19 protein-coding genes are annotated in these 26,909 nt (G+C 43.6%); 15 read left to right on the top strand and 4 right to left on the bottom strand.

Features of this window, described 5'->3' with window-relative positions; translation table 11 throughout:
* The first annotated feature begins 7 nt into the window (after positions 1 to 7).
* Both CHA01nite_RS05305 and CHA01nite_RS05300 read left to right on the top strand, forming a co-directional pair.
* Positions 8 to 745: an SDR family oxidoreductase gene (locus tag CHA01nite_RS05305; RefSeq protein ID WP_146940236.1), complete on the top strand. Its 738-nt coding sequence runs from the start codon at positions 8 to 10 to the stop codon at positions 743 to 745.
* A 17-nt stretch (positions 746 to 762) separates the two neighbouring features.
* On the top strand, positions 763 to 1,677 hold the full coding sequence (locus tag CHA01nite_RS05300) for a helix-turn-helix domain-containing protein (protein ID WP_146940234.1): 915 nt from the start codon (positions 763 to 765) through the stop codon (positions 1,675 to 1,677).
* Between the two features lie 527 nt (positions 1,678 to 2,204).
* On the opposite strand, the gene CHA01nite_RS05295 is transcribed toward CHA01nite_RS05300, so the two are convergent.
* Entirely contained in the window at positions 2,205 to 3,923 is a 1,719-nt protein-coding gene (locus CHA01nite_RS05295; RefSeq protein ID WP_146940232.1) for a pyridoxal phosphate-dependent decarboxylase family protein, read from the bottom strand.
* 278 nt (positions 3,924 to 4,201) lie between these two features.
* Here CHA01nite_RS05295 and CHA01nite_RS05290 point away from each other — a divergent pair, with 278 nt between their 5' ends.
* The 7 genes from CHA01nite_RS05290 to CHA01nite_RS05260 all read left to right on the top strand — a co-directional run bounded on the left by CHA01nite_RS05290 (position 4,202) and on the right by CHA01nite_RS05260 (position 13,735).
* Complete coding sequence (locus CHA01nite_RS05290) at positions 4,202 to 5,323, top strand: DUF5694 domain-containing protein (RefSeq protein ID WP_146940230.1); 1,122 nt, start codon at positions 4,202 to 4,204, stop codon at positions 5,321 to 5,323.
* Between the two features lie 330 nt (positions 5,324 to 5,653).
* Positions 5,654 to 6,733 carry a sensor histidine kinase gene (locus CHA01nite_RS05285; protein WP_146940229.1) on the top strand — a complete coding sequence of 360 codons (1,080 nt, stop codon included), beginning with the start codon at positions 5,654 to 5,656 and terminating at the stop codon, positions 6,731 to 6,733.
* 13 nt (positions 6,734 to 6,746) lie between these two features.
* Positions 6,747 to 7,421 (top strand): LytR/AlgR family response regulator transcription factor, encoded by a 675-nt coding sequence (locus CHA01nite_RS05280; RefSeq protein WP_146940228.1) that lies wholly within the window; start codon positions 6,747 to 6,749, stop codon positions 7,419 to 7,421.
* Positions 7,422 to 7,958: 537 nt separating this feature from the next.
* Positions 7,959 to 8,690 carry a dioxygenase family protein gene (locus CHA01nite_RS05275; protein ID WP_228458345.1) on the top strand — a complete coding sequence of 244 codons (732 nt, stop codon included), beginning with the start codon at positions 7,959 to 7,961 and terminating at the stop codon, positions 8,688 to 8,690.
* Positions 8,691 to 8,789: 99 nt separating this feature from the next.
* Positions 8,790 to 9,437, top strand: a complete 648-nt coding sequence (locus CHA01nite_RS05270) for a pirin family protein (RefSeq protein ID WP_170234688.1) — start codon at positions 8,790 to 8,792, stop codon at positions 9,435 to 9,437.
* Positions 9,438 to 9,655: 218 nt separating this feature from the next.
* Positions 9,656 to 10,162: a hypothetical protein gene (locus CHA01nite_RS05265; protein WP_146940226.1), complete on the top strand. Its 507-nt coding sequence runs from the start codon at positions 9,656 to 9,658 to the stop codon at positions 10,160 to 10,162.
* A 609-nt stretch (positions 10,163 to 10,771) separates the two neighbouring features.
* Positions 10,772 to 13,735: a response regulator gene (locus tag CHA01nite_RS05260; RefSeq protein ID WP_228458344.1), complete on the top strand. Its 2,964-nt coding sequence runs from the start codon at positions 10,772 to 10,774 to the stop codon at positions 13,733 to 13,735.
* Here CHA01nite_RS05260 and CHA01nite_RS05255 read toward each other — a convergent pair.
* On the bottom strand, positions 13,713 to 13,946 hold the full coding sequence (locus tag CHA01nite_RS05255) for a hypothetical protein (RefSeq protein ID WP_146940224.1): 234 nt from the start codon (positions 13,944 to 13,946) through the stop codon (positions 13,713 to 13,715). The two genes, CHA01nite_RS05260 and CHA01nite_RS05255, sit on opposite strands and share 23 nt — an antisense overlap.
* A gap of 546 nt (positions 13,947 to 14,492) precedes the next feature.
* Between CHA01nite_RS05255 and CHA01nite_RS05250 the strand changes: the two genes are divergently transcribed.
* Both CHA01nite_RS05250 and CHA01nite_RS05245 read left to right on the top strand, forming a co-directional pair.
* Positions 14,493 to 15,446: a DUF6624 domain-containing protein gene (locus tag CHA01nite_RS05250; RefSeq protein WP_146940223.1), complete on the top strand. Its 954-nt coding sequence runs from the start codon at positions 14,493 to 14,495 to the stop codon at positions 15,444 to 15,446.
* A gap of 167 nt (positions 15,447 to 15,613) precedes the next feature.
* The gene (locus tag CHA01nite_RS05245; protein ID WP_146940221.1) at positions 15,614 to 16,015 is read left to right on the top strand and encodes a hypothetical protein; all 402 of its coding nucleotides are present in this window, start codon (positions 15,614 to 15,616) and stop codon (positions 16,013 to 16,015) included.
* Between the two features lie 221 nt (positions 16,016 to 16,236).
* On the opposite strand, the gene CHA01nite_RS05240 is transcribed toward CHA01nite_RS05245, so the two are convergent.
* Together CHA01nite_RS05240 and CHA01nite_RS05235 are read right to left on the bottom strand one after the other, a co-directional pair.
* Positions 16,237 to 16,932, bottom strand: a complete 696-nt coding sequence (locus CHA01nite_RS05240) for a CPBP family glutamic-type intramembrane protease (protein ID WP_170234687.1) — start codon at positions 16,930 to 16,932, stop codon at positions 16,237 to 16,239.
* Positions 16,933 to 17,319: 387 nt separating this feature from the next.
* The gene (locus CHA01nite_RS05235; protein WP_146940217.1) at positions 17,320 to 17,538 is read right to left on the bottom strand and encodes a hypothetical protein; all 219 of its coding nucleotides are present in this window, start codon (positions 17,536 to 17,538) and stop codon (positions 17,320 to 17,322) included.
* Positions 17,539 to 17,773: 235 nt separating this feature from the next.
* Between CHA01nite_RS05235 and CHA01nite_RS05230 the strand changes: the two genes are divergently transcribed.
* The 4 genes from CHA01nite_RS05230 (at position 17,774) to CHA01nite_RS05215 (ending at position 26,881) form a co-directional block, all read left to right on the top strand.
* A complete protein-coding gene (locus tag CHA01nite_RS05230) occupies positions 17,774 to 20,779 on the top strand; it encodes a LamG-like jellyroll fold domain-containing protein (RefSeq protein ID WP_146940215.1) in 3,006 nt (1,001 codons plus the stop codon).
* Positions 20,780 to 21,321: 542 nt separating this feature from the next.
* Positions 21,322 to 22,701, top strand: a complete 1,380-nt coding sequence (locus CHA01nite_RS05225) for a rhamnogalacturonidase (RefSeq protein WP_146940213.1) — start codon at positions 21,322 to 21,324, stop codon at positions 22,699 to 22,701.
* The gene (locus tag CHA01nite_RS05220) at positions 22,701 to 25,556 is read left to right on the top strand and encodes a glycoside hydrolase family 2 protein (RefSeq protein WP_146940211.1); all 2,856 of its coding nucleotides are present in this window, start codon (positions 22,701 to 22,703) and stop codon (positions 25,554 to 25,556) included. Before CHA01nite_RS05225 ends, CHA01nite_RS05220 begins: the two co-directional genes overlap by 1 nt.
* Before the next feature lie 2 nt (positions 25,557 to 25,558).
* Complete coding sequence (locus CHA01nite_RS05215; RefSeq protein ID WP_146940210.1) at positions 25,559 to 26,881, top strand: rhamnogalacturonan acetylesterase; 1,323 nt, start codon at positions 25,559 to 25,561, stop codon at positions 26,879 to 26,881.
* Positions 26,882 to 26,909: the final 28 nt, after the last annotated feature.

The following is a 26,909-nucleotide window of genomic DNA, read 5'->3' as shown; positions in this document are numbered from 1 at the left end:
GACCCTGATGGAAAATAGTAAAGGAAAAACAGTTGCCATTACAGGCGCAAGTGCCGGAATCGGCAGGGCTATTGCCCTGAAACTGGCTGAAAGTGGAGCCAGACTTGTTGTTGGAGCAAGAAATACCGTAAAATTGAATGCACTGGTCGCGGAAATTAAAACTGCCGGAGGGGAGGCCATCGGTATTGAAATTGATGTGACGAATAAGGCCGACCTGGTGCGGTTTGCGGCTACCGCCGTTGACCACTACGGAAGACTGGATGTCTTCGTCAACAATGCCGGTATCAGCCAGTTAAGCCGCATCGACGAACTGGATATTGAAGGCTGGGAAGAAATGATTGATGTTAACCTCAAAGGGGTTTTGTACGGAATGGCTGCGGCAGTTCCGATTTTCAAAAGCCAGCAGTCGGGGCACATCGTCAATATCATTTCAACGGCGGGACTGAAGATCGTACCGATGATGGGCGTCTATGCAGGAACTAAAAATGCCGTCCGGACCATTACGGAAGCATTCCGGCAGGAGTCGGACGGCAGCATCCGCATCACCGGGATTTCACCGGGATTCGTAAAAACGGATTTTGCGGAAAATATCAAAAACGAAGAAATGAAAACCATGGTTATGAATGGAATGGAGGAGATGGGCATCAACCCTGCAGCTATTGCCGATGCGGTGCTCTACGCCATAAGCCAGCCGGCCGATATTGAAATCGGCGATCTTGTTATTCGCCCTTCAAAACAAAATTGATTAAATTCGTTACCGAAATGCAACATCATACAGACATCCGACAAATCAATACCATATCCGGGCTGATGCGTATTCTGGAACTTCCTGCCCCCCTGCATCCTCTGATTGCATTGGTTGATTATCAAAAGGTTCCGGTTGAAATCTTTCCCAAAAGACAGAGAATAAGCCTGGACTTTTACAAAATTTCCTTTAAGCCTTCTTTCAGGGGACAGATAAAATACGGCCAGGATTATTACGATTTTGAAGAAGGCGGACTGGCCTTTCTGAAGCCTAAGCAGATCGTTCTTCCGCCGGAGGATGTGCAGAGCTATGAGGGGGTGGCCCTGTATTTCCATCCGGATTTTATCCGGAATTATCCGCTCGGAAGCCGGATGAATGCTTATGGCTTTTTCTCTTACGATGTTTCGGAAGCCCTGTTTCTTTCAGCAAAGGAGAAAGAAATTATCGCCGGTTTATTTGATGTAATCGCCGGGGAGCTGGATACGAATATCGATGCCTTCAGCCAGGACGTCCTGGTATCCCAGATTGAATTGTTACTGAACTACAGCAACCGCTTTTACAACCGGCAGTTTATCACGCGGAAAGCTGTAAACCATGATATCATTACAGCAATGGATCGGTTATTAAGCCGCTATTTTGAAGAAGAAAACAGCCTGAAAAACGGATTGCCTTCCGTAAAATACATCAGTGCGGAACTGAAACTTTCACAACGTTACCTGAGTGACATGCTGAGTTCGCTTACCGGGATGAATACCCAGCAGTACATTCAGAATACCGTGATCGAAAAAGCGAAGGAAAAACTGTCCTCCACAAAACTTTCCGTTTCGGAGATTGCCTATGAGCTGGGTTTTGAGCATTCACAGTCTTTCAGCAAGCTCTTTAAGACCAAAACCAATGTTTCACCGCTGGAGTTCAGGAAATTATTCAGTTAGAAGATTTTATGAATACTGAATGATGGGGCTGGATCATGCCGTAATAAATTCGGCGGACCGGCAATAAAACGCTACTGAAGATTATTTCTGCGGATTTCCGGATACGGATTTCAGTTTACCAATAAATTAAAAAATAAGAGAAAGCTTTTTGAAGCTTCCTCTTCCTGTAATTTAACGTGAATTTGGCCGTATTGAAATTATATTGAGCTATTTACTTGATTCAAAAACAAAATTTAAACTGATTCAGTCAGGATTTTAAATGGAATTCCTCCTGGCAGAACAAATAAACACTTACACCTGACAGGACTTCATCCTATCCTGTAGTAAGCCATCCCTTCGTAACTTTAAAACAATATAAATCAGGCATTGAGGTTTAAATAAGAACGCTTTTTGGCGGAATGAAAAAAATATTTGGGTTCAGGATCAGGGTTTTTGATCATATCCTGACAGGATCAACTTCCGGCTTCCGGCCTGTTAATCCAGATCCTTCTTCGAGTTCACGTTAATTTAGATATTCCTGTAAATATTTACACTTGAATGGCAAGGTCTTCAACCACTTCGTTCCGGGCCAGCCTGATGCAGCGGATGGCATGCCGCATATCGGCCCTGGTGATATAGGTGCTTACGGGATAAACTTTCAGGGCATATATGACGGCTTCAGGATCGGAAGCATTTAAATTATACATTGCAGGCCTGAATCCTTTGGTAATGCTGAGATAGGGCGTAAACTTTCCGTCGATCTGCCTTTTCTCCCTGAACCATTTCCATAACCGGTCAGATATTTTCTCAATAAAGGTGTTATGTTCAATTAACCGGTTCCGGAAAGCTTCGTCATGCAGCTCCTGTGTGTACTGCAGGGCGGCATCGGTATCTTCGGGATAAATTCTCAAAAGCAGGACGGCACCGTGATCAGCCCTGTTTACGCAGGTCATATCAGGGTAAGGTTCCAGCTGCTGGAGCATATAATGTTTATTTCGGAGTCCGTGAGCCAGAACACTCCGGATACCCCGGGCACCTAAAAATTTTAAGGTGGCCCAGGCTGCCATTGAACCGCCGGCGGAACGTGATACTTCCAGGGTGTAATGATGAGGATTGTAATCGCCGCGTTCCTGCAGATAGGCCGAACTTTCCCGCTTCAGCAGGATTTCAAATTCAGACCGGTCTCTATACATAAAAACGCTGCTTACCAATGGAGAGAAATTTTTATGGAAATCCACCCCAAAGGCATCGGCATATTGGATTTCCTGAATGGCACGGCAATTCTTTTGAGCCGGTTCCAAAACGGATTCCGGAAAGTTTTGAGGATTAGCGGCAAAGTCGTAGTCTTTAAAAGCCAGCCAGGACCATCCGATTACAGCATCACAATACAGCAAGGTTTTTCCGTATTGATCATCATTCGGATAGCGGTCTAGGAGTTTCCTCACAGCTTGCACAGGATCGAAAGCACAGGCATCCGTGCTGGCCATCGTACAGACAACCGAAGCGACAGGGATTTTACGGTCAAAACAATCTTTGAGTACCTGTTCCAGATGGGCAATATCCATGGTGTTGGTATCAGGAAGGGTCTTTATCTTAATAAGATTATCTATTCCCAGGCCTGTCCAGTCGGTGCTGTTCAGCATGGCGTAATGGGCCTGTTCCGAGCACAATACCTTTGCATCCGTCCTGATGCCCCGCTCCCTTGAACCTGGCAGAACCCGGCTCAGGGCATATTTCAACTGGTACATCCAGCAGCCTGAACCCCCGTAGGTAAATATACCCCCTGCCTTCCCGGCGTCCCAGCCTGCCAGATCAGCCAACATCGCAGAAGATTCCAGTTCGGCAATGGAGGTGTTCCAGGCATACTCCGCTTCCAGGATGTTGGGCGAAAATAGCTGCGTAAGCATCGATGCCGCGAGCGCTCCGTAATTTTCCTGCGGACAGATGTTGCTCATATTCAACGGGTGGCCCCAATTCGGCAAACCTTCGAATGTGGAAATGATATGGTTTAAAACGTCGGTAAAAGATTCACCTTCCGGTTTCAGTACCGCTTTTTGGGCCTTATCCCGGGTGACGGTAAGTTCCGGGTTTTCACCAAGAAATGCACTGCTGTTCCCGGATATGGGCTTCAGGGAATTGATGCCCTTAATGGCCTCGGTCATGAGGAGGGCAAACCTGTCATTGCTGTCGTCCCGAACCGGAGAAGCAAAAAAGTTCTTTATATTGAAATCACTGTCTTCAGCGCCGGTGGCTTCTGGTTTATTCATATTTATAAAAGGGGTTCAAAATTATAGCCTATGGGCTTTGGGAATACATATTTATTGATATCTGATATTCTCAAACGATATGCCATCCGCCGGTTGTTGCTGAGAATAACTGCAATTCTGAAAATAATTATTACTTGGACATTAAAAATTTTTGATCTACCTGAAAATGGGAGGATCAGTATTTTTGTAAAAGCGGAAACGAGTCCCGAATTATCCTATATTTACATTTCCGGGTTTAATAAAACACAAGGCGCCCGGGCCGTTATTAAAAACTTTCTATGAAATTAATTTTCAGGTTATTTCTGTTTGCTTTTCTGATGTTTATCTCTTCAGAATTTATAGATGCCCAAAAAAATACGGCCTTTGATCCTGCAGCTGCCAAAAAACAGTTGGGCTTGCCTCAGACCAAAGTCATGGTGTTGGGAATCTCTCATCTCGATGCCGCCTCCGCCAGGTTTCAGGTAGCTTGGCTGGAACCTCTTCTATGCCGGCTCCGGACTTATGATCCGCAGGTTATCCTTACCGAAGCATTATCCGGCGAACAGGTCATGGGTCTTGACGCTTATGCGGCTTATCATGGGGATGCCGGCAAATATGCAGGGCCTACGCTGGAAATGGCAAAAACAGCCCAGGCCGAACTGCATCTGAGCGCGGCCCGGGCATTGGTAAAGGCAGACAGTCTGGTTCAGAAAAAAGAGCTTAACCCGTCTCAGCGGCGATCCCTCGCTGCCTTGTTTGTAGCGGCTGCCGAGCCGTTTTCCGCAACGGTACAGTGGATGCGCCTCGCTCCCGCCGACCGGATCGCCCAGGACGGAATTTCCGTCTCACTGGCAAAGCGCCTGACCCGGTTTGCTGAGCTTCGCAGCGAGCTGTCATCCATAGCGGCCCGTCTGGCTGCCGATGTTGGCCTGGAGCGCGTATACGGAGCGGGCGACCATGCCAGTGATGTTTTGCTTCCTGATAATAAAGAGATGCAGGATGCGGTAAACGCAGAACCGGGATTAAAAGATTTATTCAACCACCATACGGCAGCTTTCCGCGCTATTCCTGAAGACACCATGAAGCTGAGCTCTGCTGCTCAGGTCATGCCGGTATTGAAATGGAAGAACTCGGCCCGTTTCGGGGAGCTTGATGCCGATGCGCAGTGGTTTTCCATGCTTCGGAGCGTAAAAATGGGAAAGGCCGGCCGTCAACGTGTTGCGGCATGGGAAGCTCAGAATTTAAGGATGGCCGTGGCCATCCGGGAAGCGACGGCCCCCATTGCGGGAGGCCGGGCCCTGCTGGTTGTCGGTGCAGCTCATAAACCGTTTATTGAAGCCTATTTAAGAACATTCACGGATATCGAAATCGTCTCAGTGCCCGACTTGCTCAGTTCTGCCCCCAAAGGCTGTCCCAACTGAACAGATAATGCCAGCCGGCCGGATTTTTAATTAAAATGAAAGATTGATTTTCCATCGTAGGCCAGCCGGTATTTCCCAATGAATCTGTTACGACTGTTTCCAATTTCCGAATAATCAGATTGAACGGACCATACATCGATGAGTTGCCTTCACTAAAAACTTTTCCGAGTTGCTGTACTTAGTCTTAACTTCTTAGCATCGCATTCAGAAGATTCCCGGTTTGTTCATGTTCCCCCCGGATTGAAAATAGTTTGCAGATCGACGGATAAAATCCTATATTACAAAAACTTAAAATCTCCGGGTGCAAAGTCTTATGTTTATTAGTTTTCAATGAAAAAAATTCTTCCGCATATTATCCTGATCCCTTTGCTGATGTCGATTCCTATTGTCTCTTCGCCGGATTTTGACGGAACATTATCCGTCTTCAGGGTTTCGCCGTTTCAAAGGGAATTTATACGGTTCGTACTGGTTATTTTATTCTTTTACCTGAACCTCAATCTCTTTCTCCCGAAATTGTACAGCAAAAACAGATTTTCCGTGTATGCCGCCTGCATTCTGATCTGTTTCGGCCTGATGGTGATGGTTCCCGACCTGCTGACGTCGGGAAATAGTTTCGGGCAAAACCTACCGCCGGTGGAGATGGGAAACCGGGTGCCTGTGGGCAACAGACCGCCGCCAATGGACGGTGGGCATCCTTTTCCCGGATTTGGCCCGCAGCATGAAACTTCCTATTATCAGATGATTTTTTCCTCACTGCTGCCGTTTTTGTTCTCACTGCTCTCTTCGGTTTTCATTTTCCGAAATATAGAGAAGAAAGAACTTGAAAGGTCGAAAGCGAAAGCTGAATTATTAAATTTAAAATACCAGCTGCAGCCGCATTTCCTTTTCAATACCCTCAACTCAATCTATTCTCTGGCATTACTGAAATCGGACGATGCCCCGAACGGAATCCTGAAGCTCTCCAATGTGATGCGGTATGTTGTACAGGAAAGCAGTAAGGACCTTGTCGATCTAACCAGAGAAATCGAATACCTCAAAGATTATATTGCCCTTCAGCTGATCCGTACGGACAGCAGCCTGGACTTTACCTATACCGAAGCCGGAGATTTCAACAATCTGAAAATCGTCCCTTTCCTGCTGATCAATTTTATTGAGAATGCTTTCAAGTACGGGTTCAATGCGGAGGAAAAATCAAAGATCTCCGTAAGAATCGCTGTTGTGGAAGGTGTTCTGAATTTTGTGGTTTACAATAAAATTGTCAATGCTTCCGTTCATGGTCAGAACAGTTTTAAAATCGGCCTGAAAAATACTTTTGAACACCTCAGGCAGGCTTATCCCGGAAAACATTCGGTAAAGATCAGTGAAAATGGAGAAATTTACGAAGTTGATTTAACCGTCAGTTTAATCTAAAAACAGGTAAAATATGATCAGAGCCATTGCTTTGGACGATGAGATTCTCGCCCTCAGGATTATAGAAAATTATGCCGGGAAAATTGAAAATTTAACCCTGGAGAAGGTGTTCAACAGGCAGAGCGATGCCCGGAAGCATCTTAACAAATTTCCGGTAGACCTGATCTTCCTGGATATTGAGATGCCTGTAAAAAACGGGCTGGATTTTTATAAAAGCATCTCACAAAACACCAAAGTTATTTTCACGACCGCCTATTCGGAGTATGCCGTGGATGCATTCAGCGTAAATGCCGTGGATTACCTTCTGAAACCTTTTTCTTTTGAACGGTTCAGAACGGCGGTGGAAAAGGTGAAAAATATTGAGGAGCCGAATGAGGCCAGGCATCTCCTGATCCGTGCCGATTACAAGCTTCACAAAATCAATTTCGACACCATTCAGCTTATCGAAGGCCTTGACGATTATATCCGGATCCATCTTAAAGATGCTGCAACGATCACCGCCCGTTCTTCAATGAAAAGTATCCTGGAAAAACTTCCGGAGAAAGATTTTATCCGGGTGCACCGGTCGTTTATTATTCCTTTAGAAAACATCAGAACCGTAGTGAATAAAAATATTCATATCGGAGGGTTTATTGTTCCCATTGGAGATACGTACAAAGAGGAGGTGATTAGAATTTTAAATAAATAATCTAAAGCCGGGTAAAATCAGTACTAAATGGCTGGAAGAGGTTGCCGATGCAGGAAGTTTATCCTGTCAAAATAGGATCAAAGGTCTTGACCATCAAATTAAATCTTTAATAATTCTGTTAATGAAAATTCTTATGCAGAATCCTGCGTCAATGGCTTCAACTTTTTTTAATTCTATAAAAGAGTGAATTCAAGTTGAATACGGCTGAATCAACATGGTCTTAAAGTCCTGAAGAACGGCTTTTACAGGATAGGATAAATCCGGCCAGAAGCGTAAACCGATTATTCGTTTTACCAGAAGGAATTCCAATTAAAGTTCTGACTGAAGTAATCCTGACTTTATTTCTTAATTAAGTAACCGTTTAAAGATAAATTGAATACGGTCGGATTCACATTCAATAAGTTCAGGGAAATTTTTAAGTTCTGAACAATCCGGAGATTAAAAAACATTTCACCGACACATTTTTTCCGTTTACCTCATAAATTTCACAAGCGGTTATTTTAAAGATACTTTTGATCCAAGAAAAAATGAGAAAGTATGAAAACCATTGACAGAAAAAGCTTTTTAAAAAGCTTAGGCTTGGCCGGCGTAACGGCTTTGGCCGCCCCGATATTTATTCATTGCAGAAATGATGATGACACAGATTCTGTTACAGGGACTATTGACAACACCATCTCAACGGCCTGTTCCGTCACCAATTCGGAAACCGAAGGTCCTTTTCCCACCAAGTCACCCTCCGGTCTGGTTCAATCCAATATCGTGAGCGACAGGACCGGGGTTCCCTTTACCATTGCCATTACCGTCCAGAATGTAAAAGCAGGCTGTGCCGCTTTACAGGGAGCGATCGTCGATATCTGGCATTGCGATAAAGACGGGAATTACTCGGAATACGGAGGAACGGGTATGCAGTCGGCAAATTATACATCCGTCCATTTTTTAAGGGGGAGACAGACCACGGACGCGGAGGGAAAAGTGAAATTCACTTCTATTTTCCCGGGCTGGTACAGCGGCAGGGCTACCCATATTCACGTTCATATTTACAATACGGCCGGCCAGTCTCTGCTGGTCACCCAGATCGCATTTCCTGAAGGAAACGACAGTGCAGTGGTGCAGGTGGCGGCAAGTACGGGGTATAAAGGCATGAGCGGTTATACCTATAATTCAAATGATAATGTTTTCAGCGACGGGACTTCCAATGAAATGTCCAGCATTTCGGGAAGCGTAAGCGGAGGTTTTGCGTTGTCTCATACCATAAAAGTATCGGTTTAGAAGATCGTTATTAGTTTTTACGAAGCGGTAGATGACCATGCAACGGATGATGGAGAGGGTGTCAGATGCCGCTTTTTTAATTTTTTAATGCTTAAAATTATGTTGGTTCAGACGCCTTCCCGGATCCGTAAAGCTGATTTTGGATCATGGACAAAAGAAAATCAATCCGTTGTCAGTCGGATCATCGGTGATGAAGGTCATGCCGGCCATTTGAAAAAGGTTACCGAGGTCATACTGGATGAAAATGGCGGTTTAGAATGGGAAATACCGGAAAATTCAACACTGATCATTCTTACGCTTTACGGAAAGATCCGGATCAACGGTTTCCGGAAAATTATTAGTCCGGAAAATGTTTTTACTTTAAAATCAACAAAAAAATCAAAAGTGAGCATCAAGAATTATCTGAGTGCCGAAAAAAGTGATTTCCTGATGATCGAGCTGCAATCGCTGAGGCCGGAAAACGCATTTTTTACGGAAGAGCTCCGTATCGGAAAGCGGAATATCCTGTTTCCGGTTTCGGAAAAACTGGAATTTCCGAATTTCATCGGGCTTTATGAAGGCCGGAAGGAACAGGTCTATGCTCTTCATCATCCTGATACCTCAATTTTCGGAATGGTGATCAACGGTGCTTTTGAATTTCAGAACCGCCTGCTTGAAACCCGGGATGCCATAGTGCTGCACGGTATTGAAACTCTGGAATTTGAAGCTTTAAGTGAAAATGCACTTGTGTTTTTTTTTGAGATATAAGACAGCCCGGAAAAAAATGGAATTTTAAACTTTACAGCCGGTTTACATATTCATCATCACCGTAACCGGAGCGATATTCTCAGGATGGATTGAACGGAATTCTTAAAGCGAAGAGTACCTACCGGATATTTTTTTTGTTAGAAGTTTATATTAATTTGTTTTTGAATCAGGGCAGGATCATCATGCTGCCCTGTTTTTTATTTATTAAACCTGAAAAGATGAAGGCAAAAATAAAGCTTGCATTCCGGATCGTGATCGACCGGACTTCCGAAATGGTCTGGGACCGTTATGTCTTTGAGGATACCTACTTTGAATATAAAATTCAGCACCAGGTATTTGATGATCCTGAAAATCCGGTGAAGAATTATTGGGAACTGCTGTCTAAAAACCCGCACGCGGGGAAAATTCCCTTTTTACTGAGTTCGGCAGCCGCCAATTATGTTTCGCAATTAAAAGGCGAAATCCGGAGTCTCCCCGATGTCCTCGGAAATACTTTTTTTCCTGTTGAAAACTTTACTCTGGATCTCATCAGCTCCAACGTGGAAGATCCCTTAAAGCATAAGATCGGGCTTACTTTCCATACGCCCGACCTGCTGCTGATTGATATAATAGACAACAGATATCTGCTCAGCAAAGACATTAACGGAAACAAAGGGTTTGAAACGTTCATGTTTGCTTTTCATCCGCAGGTTTCCATTGCTTATTATGAACCGTATCAGGGATGATGCCTGATGATTGTGATGTATCCCGTTATATTCCGTACCCTTCTGAAAAACGGAATTGAAAGTAATAAAAGCAGGCAGGCTTTGAAGGAAAGAACTTTTCTAGCTTGTCTTTCATGATGCGATAATGCAGTCTCAGGATGTATCTCATTATATTTATGGAACTTATTCTAAGCGAATTCCCTGCACAGGCTTTTGTATTCCTGAAGCGCATCGGCAAACTCCCGGGCAAATTCAAAAGTACTGATCTGATATTCTTCATAAATGCCGGTACCGGAAGAAAAGCCCAGCCTTACGTATTAGACAACCGGTATCTGACTTATTTGTATTTTCGGATCTTCTTTTTTGCCGGCAAAAGTTTACTTTATTAGTTAAACATCACATGAATTAAGAAATAATATTTTCAATGTGCAGACCTGCTCTCAATGAGCTGATAGGTATATAGTTGACAGCCATGTTTATATCTGTTTTCTGCTTCTGTACTGATCGTACAGGCAGTATTGGATTTCTGCTTTATTGATGATGAAAAGTTGATTTTTATTTTGATTTTCCTGTAAGCTGTTTTTCTTTTTTTGATCTGGTTTTAGTATCTTCCCGCCAAACTATTATTTAATGCCTAAAAACACGATAAGGAATTTCCAGATAGGAGTAGTACTTTCTTTGATCCTACTTATTGCGAGTTCTATAGCATCTTATGTCAGCATCCATAACCAGATGGAGAACCGGGAAAGTTTCTTAAAAGGTAAGGAATCGATAAGTCTGGTAAAAGATATCCTGAATACGCTGTTGGATGCTGAAACGGGCAATCGGGGATATCAGCTTACCGGCCGGAAAAATTTTCTTGAACCTTTCACGGAAAGCGGGAATGAATATCCGCTGCTTGTTTCCGGAAAAGACAGGCTTAATCTTAAGGATAAACACCAGACTGATATCCTGGCTGAACTGCTGCGTACTTCAGAAATGATGATGAAAGGATATGCCTCTTATATTGATAACCGTAAAAAAGGAATATTAATGACCACGGAGGAGCTGGTGCAGAATAAGAGGGCCATGGATAAGTGCCGTACGCTCGTTCAGAAATTTGTAAAATACGAGGAAGTCCAGCTTGCTGTAAAAAATGAAAATCTGAATAAGTCTTCCAACTGGACCGTTTTATTTATCATCTTTTCAGCGGTGGCCACTGTTGGGGTCATTATTTTCGTGTATATACAGCTGAAGTCCGACCTCATCCGCCGGGATAAGCTGGAAAAAGATCTGTTTCACACCAAGGAAATGCTTGAGGAAACCAGTGCGGTTGCCCAGGTTGGAGGCTGGGAAGCCAATTTGAAGACCCGGAAGCTGTCCTGGTCCCAATGTACAAGAGAAATTCACAAAACCCAAAATAATTTTCAGCCCACTTTTGAAAATGCCTTGGAATTTTACAAAGGAAAGAGCGGAGAAAGAATAAAATATCTCTTTAACAGGGCCATAAGACAAGGGATTTCTTTTGATGAGGAACTTCAGCTTGTGCGTAATGACGGTGTTACGATCTGGGTAAGGATAAAAGGGGTTCCCGAATTTGAAGATGACCTCTGCAACAGGGTTTTCGGAATCATTCAGGACATTGATGCGTTAAAGAAAATGTTTCTGGAAGTTACCCGGAAGGAGGCAATGATGCAGTCCTTTGCCACTGATGTTCCCATTCCTTTGGCAATGTTCGACAAAGACCTTAACTATGTTGCGGTAAGCAGCCGGTGGAGGGAAGAATTCAATATGAAAGACGTCGATCTAATCGGTCATAATCTATTTACCATATCTCCGAATGTACCCGAAGAAAGAAAAGAGATTTACAGGAATGCACTGTTGGGAAAATTGTATACCAATGCGGATTTTACGTTGATGGTGGAAGGAAGAGAGGAAATTCAGCATTACGACCTTAAAGTCGGACCCTGGTACCTTACAAAAGATGAAGTCGGAGGGGTAATCATTTCCGTACAGAACATTACCAATGCCGTAAAAATCAATGAAGAACTGAAAAATGCAAAGGAGACGGCAGATATCGCCAACAGGGCAAAATCCGAATTCCTGGCCAATATGAGCCATGAGATCCGTACGCCTCTGAACGGAGTGATCGGTTTTTCAGACCTGCTCCTCAGAACACCGCTGAATGAAACACAGATCCAGTATCTGAATTATATCAATGAATCAGGGGAAAACCTGCTCAGCATCATCAATGACATCCTGGATTTTTCTAAAATAGAATCCGGGAAAATGGAACTTCTGATTGATAAATGCGATGTCTATGGTATGTTGAGCCAGGTCATCAATGTCATTCTTTACCAATCCCGGAAAAAAAATATCGAACTTCTTCTCAATATTGAGCCGGGGCTTCCGGCAACCCTTTTCATTGATGAAGCCCGGCTGAAACAGATTCTGATCAATCTTCTGGGAAATGCTGTGAAATTTACGGAAAAAGGGGAAATCGAGCTGAAAGTAGAGAAATTGGGCATGGATGACCATACCATTGCTTTGCGCTTTTCGGTACGGGATACGGGGATCGGCATTCCTGCTGAGAAGCAGAAATATATTTTTGATGCCTTTACCCAGGAAAACAGTTCCATCAGCAAACGGTATGGCGGCACTGGACTCGGACTGACGATCTCGAACAATATTCTCGAATATATGGGAAGCCGTCTGTCGCTGACCAGCGAGAAGGAAAGGGGCTCCTTATTTTTCTTCGATATTGAGGTTCCTTACGAAATCTCCGAATTGATTGAAGAGGAAGAGATGATTGTTAAGACAGCCCTGGTGGTAGATGATAACGAAACCAACAGGATCATTCTGGAACACATGCTTACCTACAAAAACATCACGTCTACCCTGGCTTCCAACGGTTTGGAAGCCCTGGAAATCCTGCTGAAAGGCGAACGTTTTGATGTGATCCTGATGGATTACCATATGCCGGTCATGTCAGGACTGGAAACAATAGATAGGATAAAAGCGCTACTCAGCCAGCGAAAAGAGCCTGCTCCGATGATCATACTCTCTTCTTCTTCCGAAGAACTGGATGTCATTAATTCGCTTCGGAAGACAGAAAATGCTCATTTACTGCTGAAACCCATCAAATCACATGACCTGTTCAAAATCCTCAGGATGGCAGACGAAAACGGTAACGTTGAAATTATTCAGGATCAGCCCGGAAAAGGGCCGCATACATTTGCTTCAGAACTGGAAGTGCTTCTGGTTGATGATAACCCGGTGAATATGCTCCTGAACAACAGGATAATGAAGGCTCTCGCTCCGGATATACGTCTGACGGAAGCAGTCAATGGGATGCAGGCTCTGGAGGAATGCCGGAAAAAAGCATTTTCCATTATTATTATGGATGTACAGATGCCTGTGATGAGCGGTATTGAAGCAACTCAAAATATCAGAATGCTGCCGGGGTACGGCCAGGTACCGATTATTGGCGTTACCGCCGGAAATGTGCTGGGTGAAAAAGAAAAATGTCTCGAATCCGGAATGAATGATTTCCTTCCCAAACCGATACGTCAGGCAGACCTTTCTGAAGTACTTAAAAAATATATCGGTGTGTAGGATTAAAAAGATAATTAAGCTTTACATCTGAAGCCATTCTGCCGAGCGTCGGTTCTTTCACTGTAAAGTTACGGATGGAAGCAGAGATCAACCTTTCAGGCTCGCTTACAGGAGGAGAATGCTGTGTTCTGTCGGTAAGATATAAAGAACCGGTTGCTTCTCTTTTTTTTCCTGTTGTGGTAGCTTGCTTTTCTCCGCCTTGAATGCTCATTTGCCATCAAAATGAACATGGGACAAATGCATCTGAAGCCTCCCGGATTTCAGAAGCCCGGTCCTCATTTTTTCCCGGACACCGATTTTGCCTTATTGGATGAAATGATAACATCCACTGTTCCACATCTGTTTTTTAAAGAAAATATTTCTTATTTTAGCTTTTAATGGCGAATAAAATTTATATTTAATTAAATTTGTCTTAAATTCAATATCTGAAAGAGGATTAACTTCAGTTTTAATTTCAGCTGCTGCCTGGAAATTATCAGCACGTTGGAAAAATTAATTCCAGAGTTAAAACAGCAGTCTGAATTAATAATTATTGAATTGAATCTATTCGGCAAATCCCTGTCTTTTTTCCATCAGCTTAAAAATCTTAATAATAGCAAGAAATATCTTTTTAGTGTAAATGGCTGTTCAACCGCTGCAGGAGGATTGTCATTTTGCATTCCGGCTGAATGCAGACTGTAGGGTAAAGGAAAATTTAAAATAAACACGAATTTACTGATTAACTAAATTTTTAAAAAAAATATTAAATCCGGGAAAAATGAGAAACAGTATTTATACTTTGGTATTATTATTTTTATTCACAGGCATTAATGCTCAGGAATATTCGAAATTAATAAACGAAGCCGATAAGTTATATGAATCAAAAGATTATAAAATGTCTGCTGATTTATACAGCAAAGCTTTTAAAATGGAAAGTAAAAATCCCAATCACTTATACAACGGGGCGTGCGCATCATCTTTAGCAGGAAATACCGAAAAAGCATTTAAATGGCTGAACTTAGCGATCGATAACGGCTGGACAAATCTGAAGCACTTAAGTTCTGATACCGATTTAGAAAATTTACATTCAAAAAAAGAATGGGAGAAAACCACTGCAAAGTTAGAAAAAAAGTTGAAGCTAATGGAAGCAAACTATAACAAACCCTTGCAGACCGAACTATTGGCGATTTTTGAAGAAGATCAGAAATACAGAATCCAAATGAATGAAATTCAAAAAAAATTCGGTCCGGAATCTAAGGAAATGCAGGATCTATGGAAAATCACAAATCAGACGGATTCAGTCAACCTGTTGAAAGTAAAAAAAATATTAGATGAAAATGGCTGGGTGGGTAAAGAAAAAGTAGGTGCACAAGCCAACAGTACTTTATTCCTGGTCATTCAACATGCAGATCTGGAAACGCAGAAAAAATATTTGCCGATGATGAAAGAAGCTGTAACAAGAGGGAATGCAAGTCCGGGTTCTCTTGCTTTGTTAATTGACAGAATAGAAATCCGGGAAGGTAGAAAGCAAATCTATGGAAGTCAGATAGGAACCAATCCAAATAATAAAGCGTTCTATGTTTTACCTTTAGCCGATCCCGACAATGTAGACAAGAGAAGAGCTGAAGTCGGCCTGGCCCCAATTTCCGGCTATGTTAAAAACTGGAATCTGACCTGGGACGTTGAAAAGTATAAAAGTGAATTGCCCGAACTGGAAAAATTAAACAAATAGAAAAATTTCTGCTGAAAGCAGCCGGCAAAAATGGCGGATTCAGGATTTAAATTAAAAATCAGTTTTGGTTTTTCACAGGAGATAAACAGGAATCTTAGAATTTCTGAACCCGTCACTTCTGCAAGCGGAAGAATGTCATCGCAAAAAATAATTTCAAAAAGGATCGAATGAAATTAAAAGTTAAGGTAACCATCCGGCAATATCTGAGCATATTATTTAGCCTGGCCTATACAAAGCCGCTGATGATATTGCTTGTCTCTTTTGCGTCTTTACTGGTGCTCTGGATCGCGCTTTACCATTTAGAGATTTTAAATCTTCCGGAACCTGTAATTTATCAGTATATCACCCTGCTTTTAATTGCCGTCATTCAGCCTATGGTGATATTTATTACCATTATAAGAAATTACTACTCAAGTAATCATCTGAGAGAAACCCTGGATATGGATCTGGCTGAAGACGAGATCAGGATCAGGGCAGGGGGCGAATCGTTCTACATGGAAATTCTATGGCCGAAAATTTATAAAATAGTTGAAAAGAAACAGTGGTTTCTGATCTATCAAAACAATTGATCTGCAATACTGATTCCTAAAAAAGAACTGTCTCCGGAGCAGATAAAGCGAATCCGGGAAATTTTAGGATCAGTGAAAACTATTACATAATGAGATGATCGGGCTGTAGGAATATCGTTAACTGACCGATAGTGTACTCCTGAATCCTGAAATAGATGATAACTTCAGGGTATGGAATGCAGGACGCCTGTTGAAAGTCACATCTGCAATTGTAATTAACGCTATAACCACAGGATCAACGGCCAAATATTATTGGAGGCATGCAGGAAAATACTCCACAAAAGCCCGTTTTTTACCGTAACATAGGAAAGAATCAATCCATTTATAATGAACGGAAGGAGGCTTATCATCACGGTCAACAAATCTGCCCCGCTGAAATCGAAGTTATAAAAATGCCACAGGCCAAAAGCAAATGCGCTGCACCAGATGAGAATACCTCGGCAATAGGGCTGATTAAGACAGTACATCATTTTGATGATTATTCGTTCTGAAATCAAATAGGAAGAAGCAGAGACAAAAAGGATACAGCCGGTTAATGGATTCAATTCATAGAAATTAAGACCGCCAATACGGCAGATCATGAGATAGCTTAAAGAAAATACAGCTGTTTTAAACCAGGCAGAGTTATTCTGTAAAAATCCGCGGAAAGCTGTTTCCTCCAGCAAAGGAGCGAGAAGTGCAATCTCAAGGACGATTTGTAATCGCGACATCGGTTTCATATAATCGGGGATCATCCCATGTGATTTTACCTGGCCGATAATTCCCCATTTTACCAATAAAATCTGCACCAGCGAGGAGATGACGATTACAAAAAACATGGCAGGGAGCATCAGAGCGGTGAGCTTTAACTTGGGTCTTATTCCCGCTGACCTGGTGATTTGCGGATCACCTTTTAGAAAGAGAAAAAAATTCTTCATGTCACTCATTTATCTTTTAAAAGTTTTTACTGATACTGTAGAATTCTGAGGATCAATCAATTGAAATGGTTGAGCCATTGGTATTCCGTAGTCAGCCGGCTTTTAAATCTAAGAAATATTTGATTCAAAGAATATTCTCTTATGATTGAATCTGCAAATTGATTGAGTCCAGCTGACCCTGGTAAAGATAAGATTTAATTGTATCTCATCTTTCAGATCGGCAGTAATCGGTTGAGGATTATTTATAAATCCAAAATAAGTTAAGAGTAAGCCGTTCCTTCAGAACTTTAAAGCAGAGTAAATTTTGCTCTATTCAATTTGAATTGAATCGTTTATTGAGTTGAAAAAAATAAAACCAGGTCTATGACAAAAGATTCAGTTTGATCATTAGGACCTCGGATCATATTTTTGACGAGAGAAACTTCCCGCATCCTGTCTCCCTCTTCCAGCCTTGCGATCACATTTCTGCATCGGGCTTACGTTGAATAAAATGATAAAAGGTTTCGTCTGATCATCAAGGCCTCTGATCGTATTTTTTACAAGAGAAACTTCCCGCATCCGGCTTCCGGCTTCGGACCTGTTGATCCGGTTTTTCTTCAAGTTCACGTTATGTTAATACCGACACTTTATGGCTTAAAAACATTTTACAGCCCCTAACGGTAAAACTCGGATAGAACGGATGGATTTCGGTACAGTATGGGTCTTCCATTTTCAGACCCTTCCGGTTATTTAATTTTTTTTTATTCCATAAATGGCTGATTCATAAAAGGTAAACAGGACGGGGCAGGATGCGGCTGTCTGGGTTTGTGATTAGATTTAGTTCTTCACAAAAATTAATTTTATGGTAAAAAAATCTTTATGTTCTAAGCAGGCAGCAGCACTGTTTTGCGGGCTTCTGCTATCTTCTGCCGGTGTCAGCGCCCAGACGCTGGCCTTTCCGGAAGCTTCCGGATTCGGAAGGTATACGGCAGGGGCACGGGGCGCAGCAAATCCGCAGATTTATCTGGTGACCAACCTGAATGACAGCGGGCCGGGCTCATTTCGGGATGCCGTAAGCCAGCCCGGGCGGTTTGTTATTTTCAGAGTCGGCGGGATCGTCAATTTACAGTCGGTGGTAGCAGTAGCCGCCAATACTACCATTGCCGGGCAGACGGCGCCGGGAGAAGGCATCGTATTCCTGGGACCGAGGGTGTCTTTCACAGGTTCAAACAATACGATTGCCCGCTACCTCCGGATCCGGTACGGCGGAACTTCCCAGAACCAGGATGCCTCAGGCATCGCCAACGGAGCCAATATGATCTTTGACCATATGACCTTTACCTGGGGAACCGATGAGGTGTTCTCCATCAACTGGGATGGCAACGGGACCAGTCCCGATAATATTACCGTCCAGAATTCCATCATCGGGCAGGGCATGCACCGCCACAACCATTCCGCAGGCGGGCTGATCCAGCCTCCTCCTGGCGGCAAGGTGAGTCTGACCGGAAACCTGTACATCTGCAATAAAACCCGGAACAATAAAATCAAGGGGATCAATGAGTTTGTAAATAATGTGGTCTACAACTGGGGAAACTATGGCAATACCTACGGCCATACCCAGTCGGGGGAAGCCTATATCATGGGCGGAGATTCAGCGGGAAGCTCTTTTGCGAACATCATCAACAATTATTTCATCGGCGGGCCCAATACCAATGGTTCGGTGACAACACCGTTCAGTGTGGGAAATTCGAACTTCAGCCTGTACGGTGCCGGCAATTATTTTGATAACAATAAAAACGGACTGCTGGATGGCGCACCGGTACCGCAGGATCTTACGGGCTATCCGGTAGGGGATCCTGCAGCCATCATGGCAACTCCTTATGACTATCCTCTGAAAAATCCGTCGCTGACGGCCCAGGCAGCATATAATAAAATAGTGGAAAGTGCCGGAGCATCCTATCCGAGACGGGACCAGGTAGACCAGCTGATGATCTCGGATTTGATGTCGAAAGGGACAACCGCCACATATGTCTACCTACAGAATGATCTGGCCACCCAGTTCGGATTCACGAACGGAGGAGCCGGGCACGTCTATGGGGCACCGGCCCCTCAGGATACCGATAATGACGGTATGCCCGATGCTTGGGAGACCGCCAATGGTCTCGATCCCAATGTTTTTGATGCCCTGGCCGTCAGCAGCAGCCATGCTCCGTACCTGAATATTGAAGTCTACATCAACAGTCTTCCCAATACGGCAGCTCCCGGCTTCGTCATTCCGCCATCCGGTATAAACTTTACCAATGCCCTTACGGCAGGCAACCCGCCGTCCGGATCGCTGACCGTCAACTGGAACGATAATGCCGCTGATGAAACAGGGTATGTACTGGAACGTTCATCAGACGGTACCGCTTTCACCGTAATCGCTACCTTACCGGCCAACACCATCAGCTACAATGACACCGGCCTGACACCCGATGCCCAGTATTATTACCGGGTAAAAGCGGTAAAAGGTTCCGAATCGTCCGTCTATACCGCCAACGCATCCGTTATGGTACCGCCGGTTCCGTCTGCTCCTGTAAAAGCATCCAATCCAATGCCTGCCAACGGTAACAATACCGTTGGTCTGAGCAATGGAAATTTGCTTTTGAAATGGACCGGCAGTGCCAATACCGCCACCTATTCGGTCTATTTCGGGACAAATCCCCAGAATTTAAGTAATATTGCGACTGTTCCTTATGCTGCGGCACCTTCATACCAGCTGACCAATCTCAGTACCGCAACCGATTATTTCTGGCGGGTGGATGCTTCCAATGCACTGGGAACGGTAACCGGAGACGTCTGGGATTTCCGCGCTCCCACGCCGGGAATGGTGGGCCACTGGCCGTTTTCGGAAACGCCTTCCTCCGGTCCGCAGATCGCCGATGCCACGGTTTACGCCAACCACGGTATCCTGAATCCCGCATATGACAATTCCAGTGTAAGGGTTCCCGGAAAAGAAAACTATGCCCTGGACCTGGGAACTTCACCCGATACGCCATATATCGCCAGCATTCCGCATCAGGATCATATCCTTTTCAGCAACCAGTCATTTACAGTTTCTTTCTGGATGAAAGCGCCACCCGCTCTGCTGCCGTCTTCTTCGTCGGTAAGCCAATACCTGCTCTGTAAAGGTTCCATTACAGCCAATACGGCCACCGGAGCCACTGGCAGACGTTTCAATATCGAAATTAAAGGCGGCCAGTTCCGGTATGCCATTGATGACAATGTAACGAAAAAAGAAATCACTTCTCCGGTTACCAATTATTTTACCGGCAGCTGGGTGCATGTTGCGATCATGAGGGATATTACCGCCCACAAGATGAGGATCTATACCAATGGCGTATTAACTGCAGAAGGCGATGAAACGGCAGTCACCGGCATTGGTGAAGCCAGCAGCCTGATCCTCGGCAATATCGGTGAACTGGAATTCCAGGCTGCGGCCAATGCACCGGCTCCTTACCGGGGGGCGTTGGATGAACTGAAAATGTACAATTACGCCCTATCCCAGCCGGAAATAACTGCCCTGTACAACCAGGCAGTGCTGGCCAATGAAGAATTCAGCATCAGCAGGAATGCCGGTACGGTATATCCTAATCCTGTGAAGGACAGATTATTTATCAATCTTCCCGGGTACCTACTGCAGGATCTGGACGCTGTGCTGTTTGATATGACCGGGAAAGCCATACTCCGGGAAAAACTGAAACGCGACATAGGCGGTACTTTTATTCTTCCGGTAAATGCCGCCAACGTATCTGGCAGCTACATCCTTAATGTTTCAGGAGAAAAGCTGAACAGCAATTTCAGGGTGGTGGTTGAAATAGGTAAATGATATAAAATACAAACCAAACAGCTAGGTGAGAAGAGGAACGTTTCCATTTCATTACAAGGGCACTGGTGTTTATGATCGGATCATTCGTTGCCCGACTAAGAGTAAGTGAATTTTACATCAGGACTCAAATCTGTCAGGGTTTATCTGTCTGACTGTTACATGCTTGAAGACTAAATAGTTGGTATTAACGTCATATTCATTCATATCTTTAAAAGAGGCAGTCCTTAAAAGGGCTGCTTTTCTCGTATTTTACCGTTTAGGAACGTAATAAATAACGGTAAGAATGCTGATCCATCCTTCCGGATCCGTACAGATTCAATTCCATGAAAGAGCAGGATGCCGCAACTTCTTAAAATATCTACTTTTATGAAAAACGAAGGACAGGAATATTTTTTACCGATGTACGAAATATTCTGCCGGTTTTCCGTAAAAAAAGGAATGAGATATTAGGGTTTCAGGATGATATTTCTTTATTTTACCCTTTTGGAAGTGGATAGGCTGAAGGGCTGTCCGGAAAGCCAGCCCTATCTAAAAGTAGAATTATGAAGTTTCAAAAGATCTCCCGCCTTTTATTTCCCGTTCTGATAACATTGCTGTTTTCACCGGCAGTAAGAAGCCAGGATAAATTTCCCGACGGGACCGCCATTCCAAAATGGTTCAAAGAGAACAAACCTACAGACATCAACACATTAGGCAAAAAATACATCGTTACCGAGAACGGAATGAGGAACGACAGTACGGTCCTGCAGACCAGAAAACTACAGGAAATTATTGACCTGGCAGCAAAAAACGGTGGTGGAGTTGTTATCATACCAAAAGGGACTTTCCTGATCAGCTCGGTGTTCTTCAAGCAGGGAACACATCTGTATCTGGAAAACGGCGCAAAGCTTAAAGGAAGCGATGATATCAATGATTTTCCGGTGGTCACCACCAGAATGGAAGGCCAGACGGTAAAATATTTTCCGGCTCTGATTAATGCGGACGGACTGGACGGTTTTACGATTTCAGGAAAAGGAACGCTTGACGGAAACGGACTGAGATTCTGGAAATCCTTCTGGAAAAGACGCGAATGGAATCCCAAATGCACCAACATGGATGAAATGCGGCCGCGTATCATTTACGTTTCCAACTCAAAAAATATTCAGATTGAAGGAATTACCGTAAAGAATTCGCCGTTCTGGAGCACGCATTATTATAAATCCCATTTTGTGAAATTACTAAACCTGACGATTCTTGCTCCCAAAGCTCCTGTAAAGGCACCGAGTACCGATGCCGTTGATATCGATGCCTGCACCAATTTCCTGATTAAAAACTGCTACATGTCCGTAAATGACGATGCCATCGCTCTGAAGGGCGGCAAAGGTCCGAAAGCCGATTCAGATGCGAACAACGGAGAAAACAGGAATATCCTGATTGAGGACAATACCTTCGGGTTCTGCCATTCGGTGCTGACCTGCGGCAGCGAGTCGATCCACAATTACAACATACTTCTGCGAAACGCCGTAGTAGAAGGCCCGTCAAGATTATTACACCTGAAAATGCGTCCCGATACGCCGCAGCATTATGAATATGTAACGGTGGAAAATATCAGAGGAAACGTAAAAACATTCCTGTATGTTAAGGGCTGGAACCAGTTTTTTGATCTGAAGGGCGAAGAAAGGCCACGAACCGGAATGGCCAACAACATTACCCTGAAAAATATCGACATTACCTGCGAAACCGCTTTCTCTGTTGAAAAATCAGATTTGTACGAAATGAAAGATTTTACTTTTGATGATTTAAAAATCAAAGCGTTAAGGCCTGAAGAGCAGAATTTAGGCAACATCAGAAACTTAAAGCAAAAGAAGGTCAATATAATCCGCATTGTTTCTTCTTCACAAGCTAACGACAAAAAAGAAGACTCCGATACTGTTGCCAGATAATGAATTTTTCCCTTAAAATATTTGCTTTTTTATGTGTCTGCTCACAGCTTTTGTTTTCTCAGTCGAAGGAAATCCGGTTCCTGAGCGGAAAAGATGCTGAGCACACAGAATCCTGGGATTTTTGGATTAATTCCGGAAGAAAATCTGGGAAATGGAGTGAAATTCAGGTGCCTTCCCATTGGGAGCAACAGGGTTTCGGAGCTTACAATTACGGCCGGGATTATGTAACGTATGGTAAAAACTTTCAGTTTCACGATGAAACAGGTTTGTACAAACGAAAATTCACTGTACCCAATTCCTGGAAAAACAAAACCATAAGCATCGTTTTCGAAGGTTCAATGACGGATACGGAAGTGAAAATTAATGGGAAATCTGCCGGAACCGTTCATCAGGGTGCCTTTTATGAGTTTAAGTATAATATTTCAGATAAAATCCGGTTTGGGAAAGAAAATGTTATTGAAGTCAGAGTTTCCAAAATGTCGGCTGATAAATCCGTCAACAATGCGGAACGTCTCGCCGATTACTGGATTTTAGGCGGAATTTTCCGTCCGGTTTATCTGGAAGCCACCTCCAAACAACATATTTCGCGGACAGCCATTGATGCCAGAGCCGACGGAAGTTTCCATGCGGATATCCATCTGAAAGGAATCAATCATGCAGGCAATATAAAAGTTGAATTGTTTGATGCTCAGAATACTTTGGTTGGGGAATCTCAGGTTCAGGTTCAGAAAGGGGATACTTTAAAACAGATTCGGTTTTCCGTTAAAAATCCAAAACTCTGGACGGCTGAAACACCTGATTTGTACAAAGCCAGATTCAATTTAGATAAAAACGGAAAAAAAATCTTCCAAACCGAAGAAAAATTCGGTTTCCGGACTATTGAAATCCGAAAGGGTGACGGAATTTTCATCAACGGCACCAAAGTCAAAATGAAAGGGATCAACCGTCACGTCTGGTGGCCTGAAACGGGCAGGGCAATTACGGAAAACATCGATCTGATGGACGTTAAGCTCATCAAGGAAATGAATATGAATGCCGTTCGCTGTTCCCATTATCCACCTGATAAGTCGTTTTTGAGAATTTGTGATTCGCTGGGTCTGTATGTGCTGGATGAACTGGCTGGCTGGCAGAAAAAATACAGCACGGAAGCTGGCAAAAAACTCGTGAAGGAAATGGTGATCAGGGATGCGAATCATCCGTCCATTATTTTCTGGAGCAACGGCAATGAAGGTGGCCACAATTTTGATCTCGATACGGAATTTGCCAAATATGACTTGTCGGGCCGTCCTGTTATTCATGCCCATCATAAACCTGGGAATGCTTTCAACGGAATCGACTGCAATCATTATGAAGATTATAACAGCACCCGGAAAATCCTGGAAGGGGAAAATATTTATATGCCCACTGAGTTTCTCCATGCCCAGGATGATGGCGGCGGCGGGACTTCTTTAGCCGATTACTGGGAGCTGCACTGGAATTCCGGGAAAGGTGCTGGCGGCTTTCTGTGGGCATTCGCAGATGAAGGTCTGGTACGGACGGATTTTAATAATCAGATCGATGTGAATGCAATTAATGCACCCGACGGCGTTTTAGGTCCGCATCGTGAAAAAGAAGGAAGCTTTTACGCCATTCGTGAAATTTACAGTCCGGTAAAAATTGATTTAAAAACCTTGCCTGCTGATTTTAACGGCTTAATTCCTGTGGAAAACCGCTATCATTTGACGAACATCAATGATTGTCGGTTTGAATGGAAATTGGTTAAGTTCAAAACACCATTTTCTTCTGAATCCGGATTTGATGTCATTCAAAAAGGAAAAGCGGAATCACCGGATATCCGACCGGCAGAAAAAGGATATATCAGGCTGAATCTTCCCGCAGACTTCAGAGGACAGGATGGTTTGCTTTTAACCGCAACCGATGCTTTCGGAAAAGAACTGTACACCTGGACCTGGAAACTGAAGTCGAATGATAAGGTTTCGGAACAGTTTTCAAAATCTCTGATTAAAGAATTTCCGGTTTCTGCCGTTGAAAATGATTCGCTGTTTATTTTAAAATCAGACGAAAAAGAATTTGCCATCGGAAAGAAAGACGGCTTGCTAAAATCCGTCATCGTCGATAAAAAAGGCAAGAAAATGAGTTTCAGGAACGGACCGGTTTTCGTGACCGGGACGACAGAATTGTCCGGCATCAGGTCTTTTGCAGAAGGGAAACGCCAATGTATCGAAGCAAAATACAGAAATGGAAATACGGTCCTTTGGAAACTCAATCCGGACGGAATACTGGAATTGAGTTATGAATATTCCTTATCGGGGGATTATCAGTTGGCAGGCGTAAGTTTCGATGAGCCTGAAAATTATGTGATCAGTGCCAGATGGATGGGAAAGGGCCCGTATCACGTCTGGAAAAATAGAACCCAGGGGCAGGCTTATAACGTGTGGCAGAATTTAAAAAATTCAACAAGAACAGGTCAGTCGCCATGGATCTATCCGGAGTTCAAAGGATACTTTGACGATGTTTCCTGGATGCAACTGGATACGGCAGAAGGAAAGATTACGGTAGGAACCAAGCAGGAAAGAATGTTTGTGCGGCTTTTTGACTTTTATGGAATTTACGGGGCTGAAGGCTATCCAAAATTACCGGGCGGAAATATTTCATTTTTGGATGCCATTCCACCGCTGGGAACAGTGCTGGCGTTTAACATTAATGATAAGACAGAATCCTTAGGGCCGGAGAGCGAACCGAATCATCTGGAAGGAACATTCAGAAGAACTTTATATTTCTATTTCGGTCTGCCGGATCGGGGCGACGGAAATAAGCAGTTTATCATGCCGAAAGAAAATATTTTAACGGATTAGTAATGAGAAAAGGATTGTCATTTTTAATAGTATTTATCTGTTCATTTTATTTTGGACAGCAAACCGGCTTTAAGTTCGATTTTGGCGGAAACAGATTTGAAAAAGGATATATTCCTGTAACTTCAACTTCAAAATTCGATAAGAAAGTCGGTTACGGATTTATGGATATTTCGGGTTTACAATCGGTTGACAACGGCGGAAATGCTTTGACGGGAGATTTTATTACGGGGAATAAGCCATTCTATTTTTCGGTGGTGCTTCCTGAAGGAAATTATACTGTTAAACTGAATCTGGGCGATACCGAAGGCGTTTCGGAAACGACAGTCCGGGTGGAAAACCGCCGCCTGATGCTGAATGAGGTGAGGACCCCAAAGGGCAAAACCGTTGAAAGAGCAATCACGGTTCACGTAAAAGACAGCATCATCCGGAAGCAGGACGGAACCCGGATCGGAACCGTGAAACTGAAAGCGAGGGAAAGAAAATACCTGCACTGGGACAATTTGCTGACCATAGAATTCAATGGTAAGGCACCGAAGGTCTGTTCAGTCATCATTCAAGCGGATAAAATAGCAAAAACGGTCTATTTAACGGGAGATTCAACGGTTGTGGATGCGCAGTATGAACCGTGGGCTTCGTGGGGACAGATGTTGCCGTACTTTTTTGTCCCTTATGAAGTAGCGATTGCCAATTATGCCGAAAGCGGCGAAACCCTGAAAGCCTTTGAAGACCGCCACCGGATTGATAAGGTCCGGACTATGATAAAACCGGGAGATTACCTGTTCATCCAGTTTGGCCATAACGACCAGAAGTATGGAAACAGCGAAAAATCGGGCTACAGAAAACGCCTGAAAGAATGGGTTGAGAAAGCAAAACAACTTGGGGCAATTCCTGTTCTGGTTACTTCAATGAACCGCAGGGTTTTTGACGGAAACAATAAAATTGTCAATACGCTGGATGATTTCCCGGATGCCGTTAGAGAAATTGCCCGCGAAGAAAAAGCGGATCTGATCGATCTGAATGCATTAAGCAAAACCCTGTTCGAAGCATTGGGTCCGGAAGCTTCAAAGAAAGCATTCGTCTATTATCCTGCAAATTCCTATCCGGATCAGCCGGCAGCCCTGGCGGATGATACGCATTTCAACGCCTACGGCGCTTATGAACTCGCAAAATGTGTGGTAAAAGCAATTATTGACCAAAATTTACCATTGAAGAAATACATCTCAGACCAGTATCAAGGTTTTGATCCCAAAAGACCTGATGCAGTACAGGATTTTTACTGGCCGGAAAGCATTTATATGGAATCTTTAAAACCGGACGGAAACTGATTTAATTTTAAAAAGTCATCAAGGAATG

This window comes from Chryseobacterium hagamense, assembly GCF_007991455.1.
Classification (GTDB): domain Bacteria; phylum Bacteroidota; class Bacteroidia; order Flavobacteriales; family Weeksellaceae; genus Chryseobacterium; species Chryseobacterium hagamense.
This window is presented reverse-complemented; position numbering and strand designations above follow the sequence as displayed.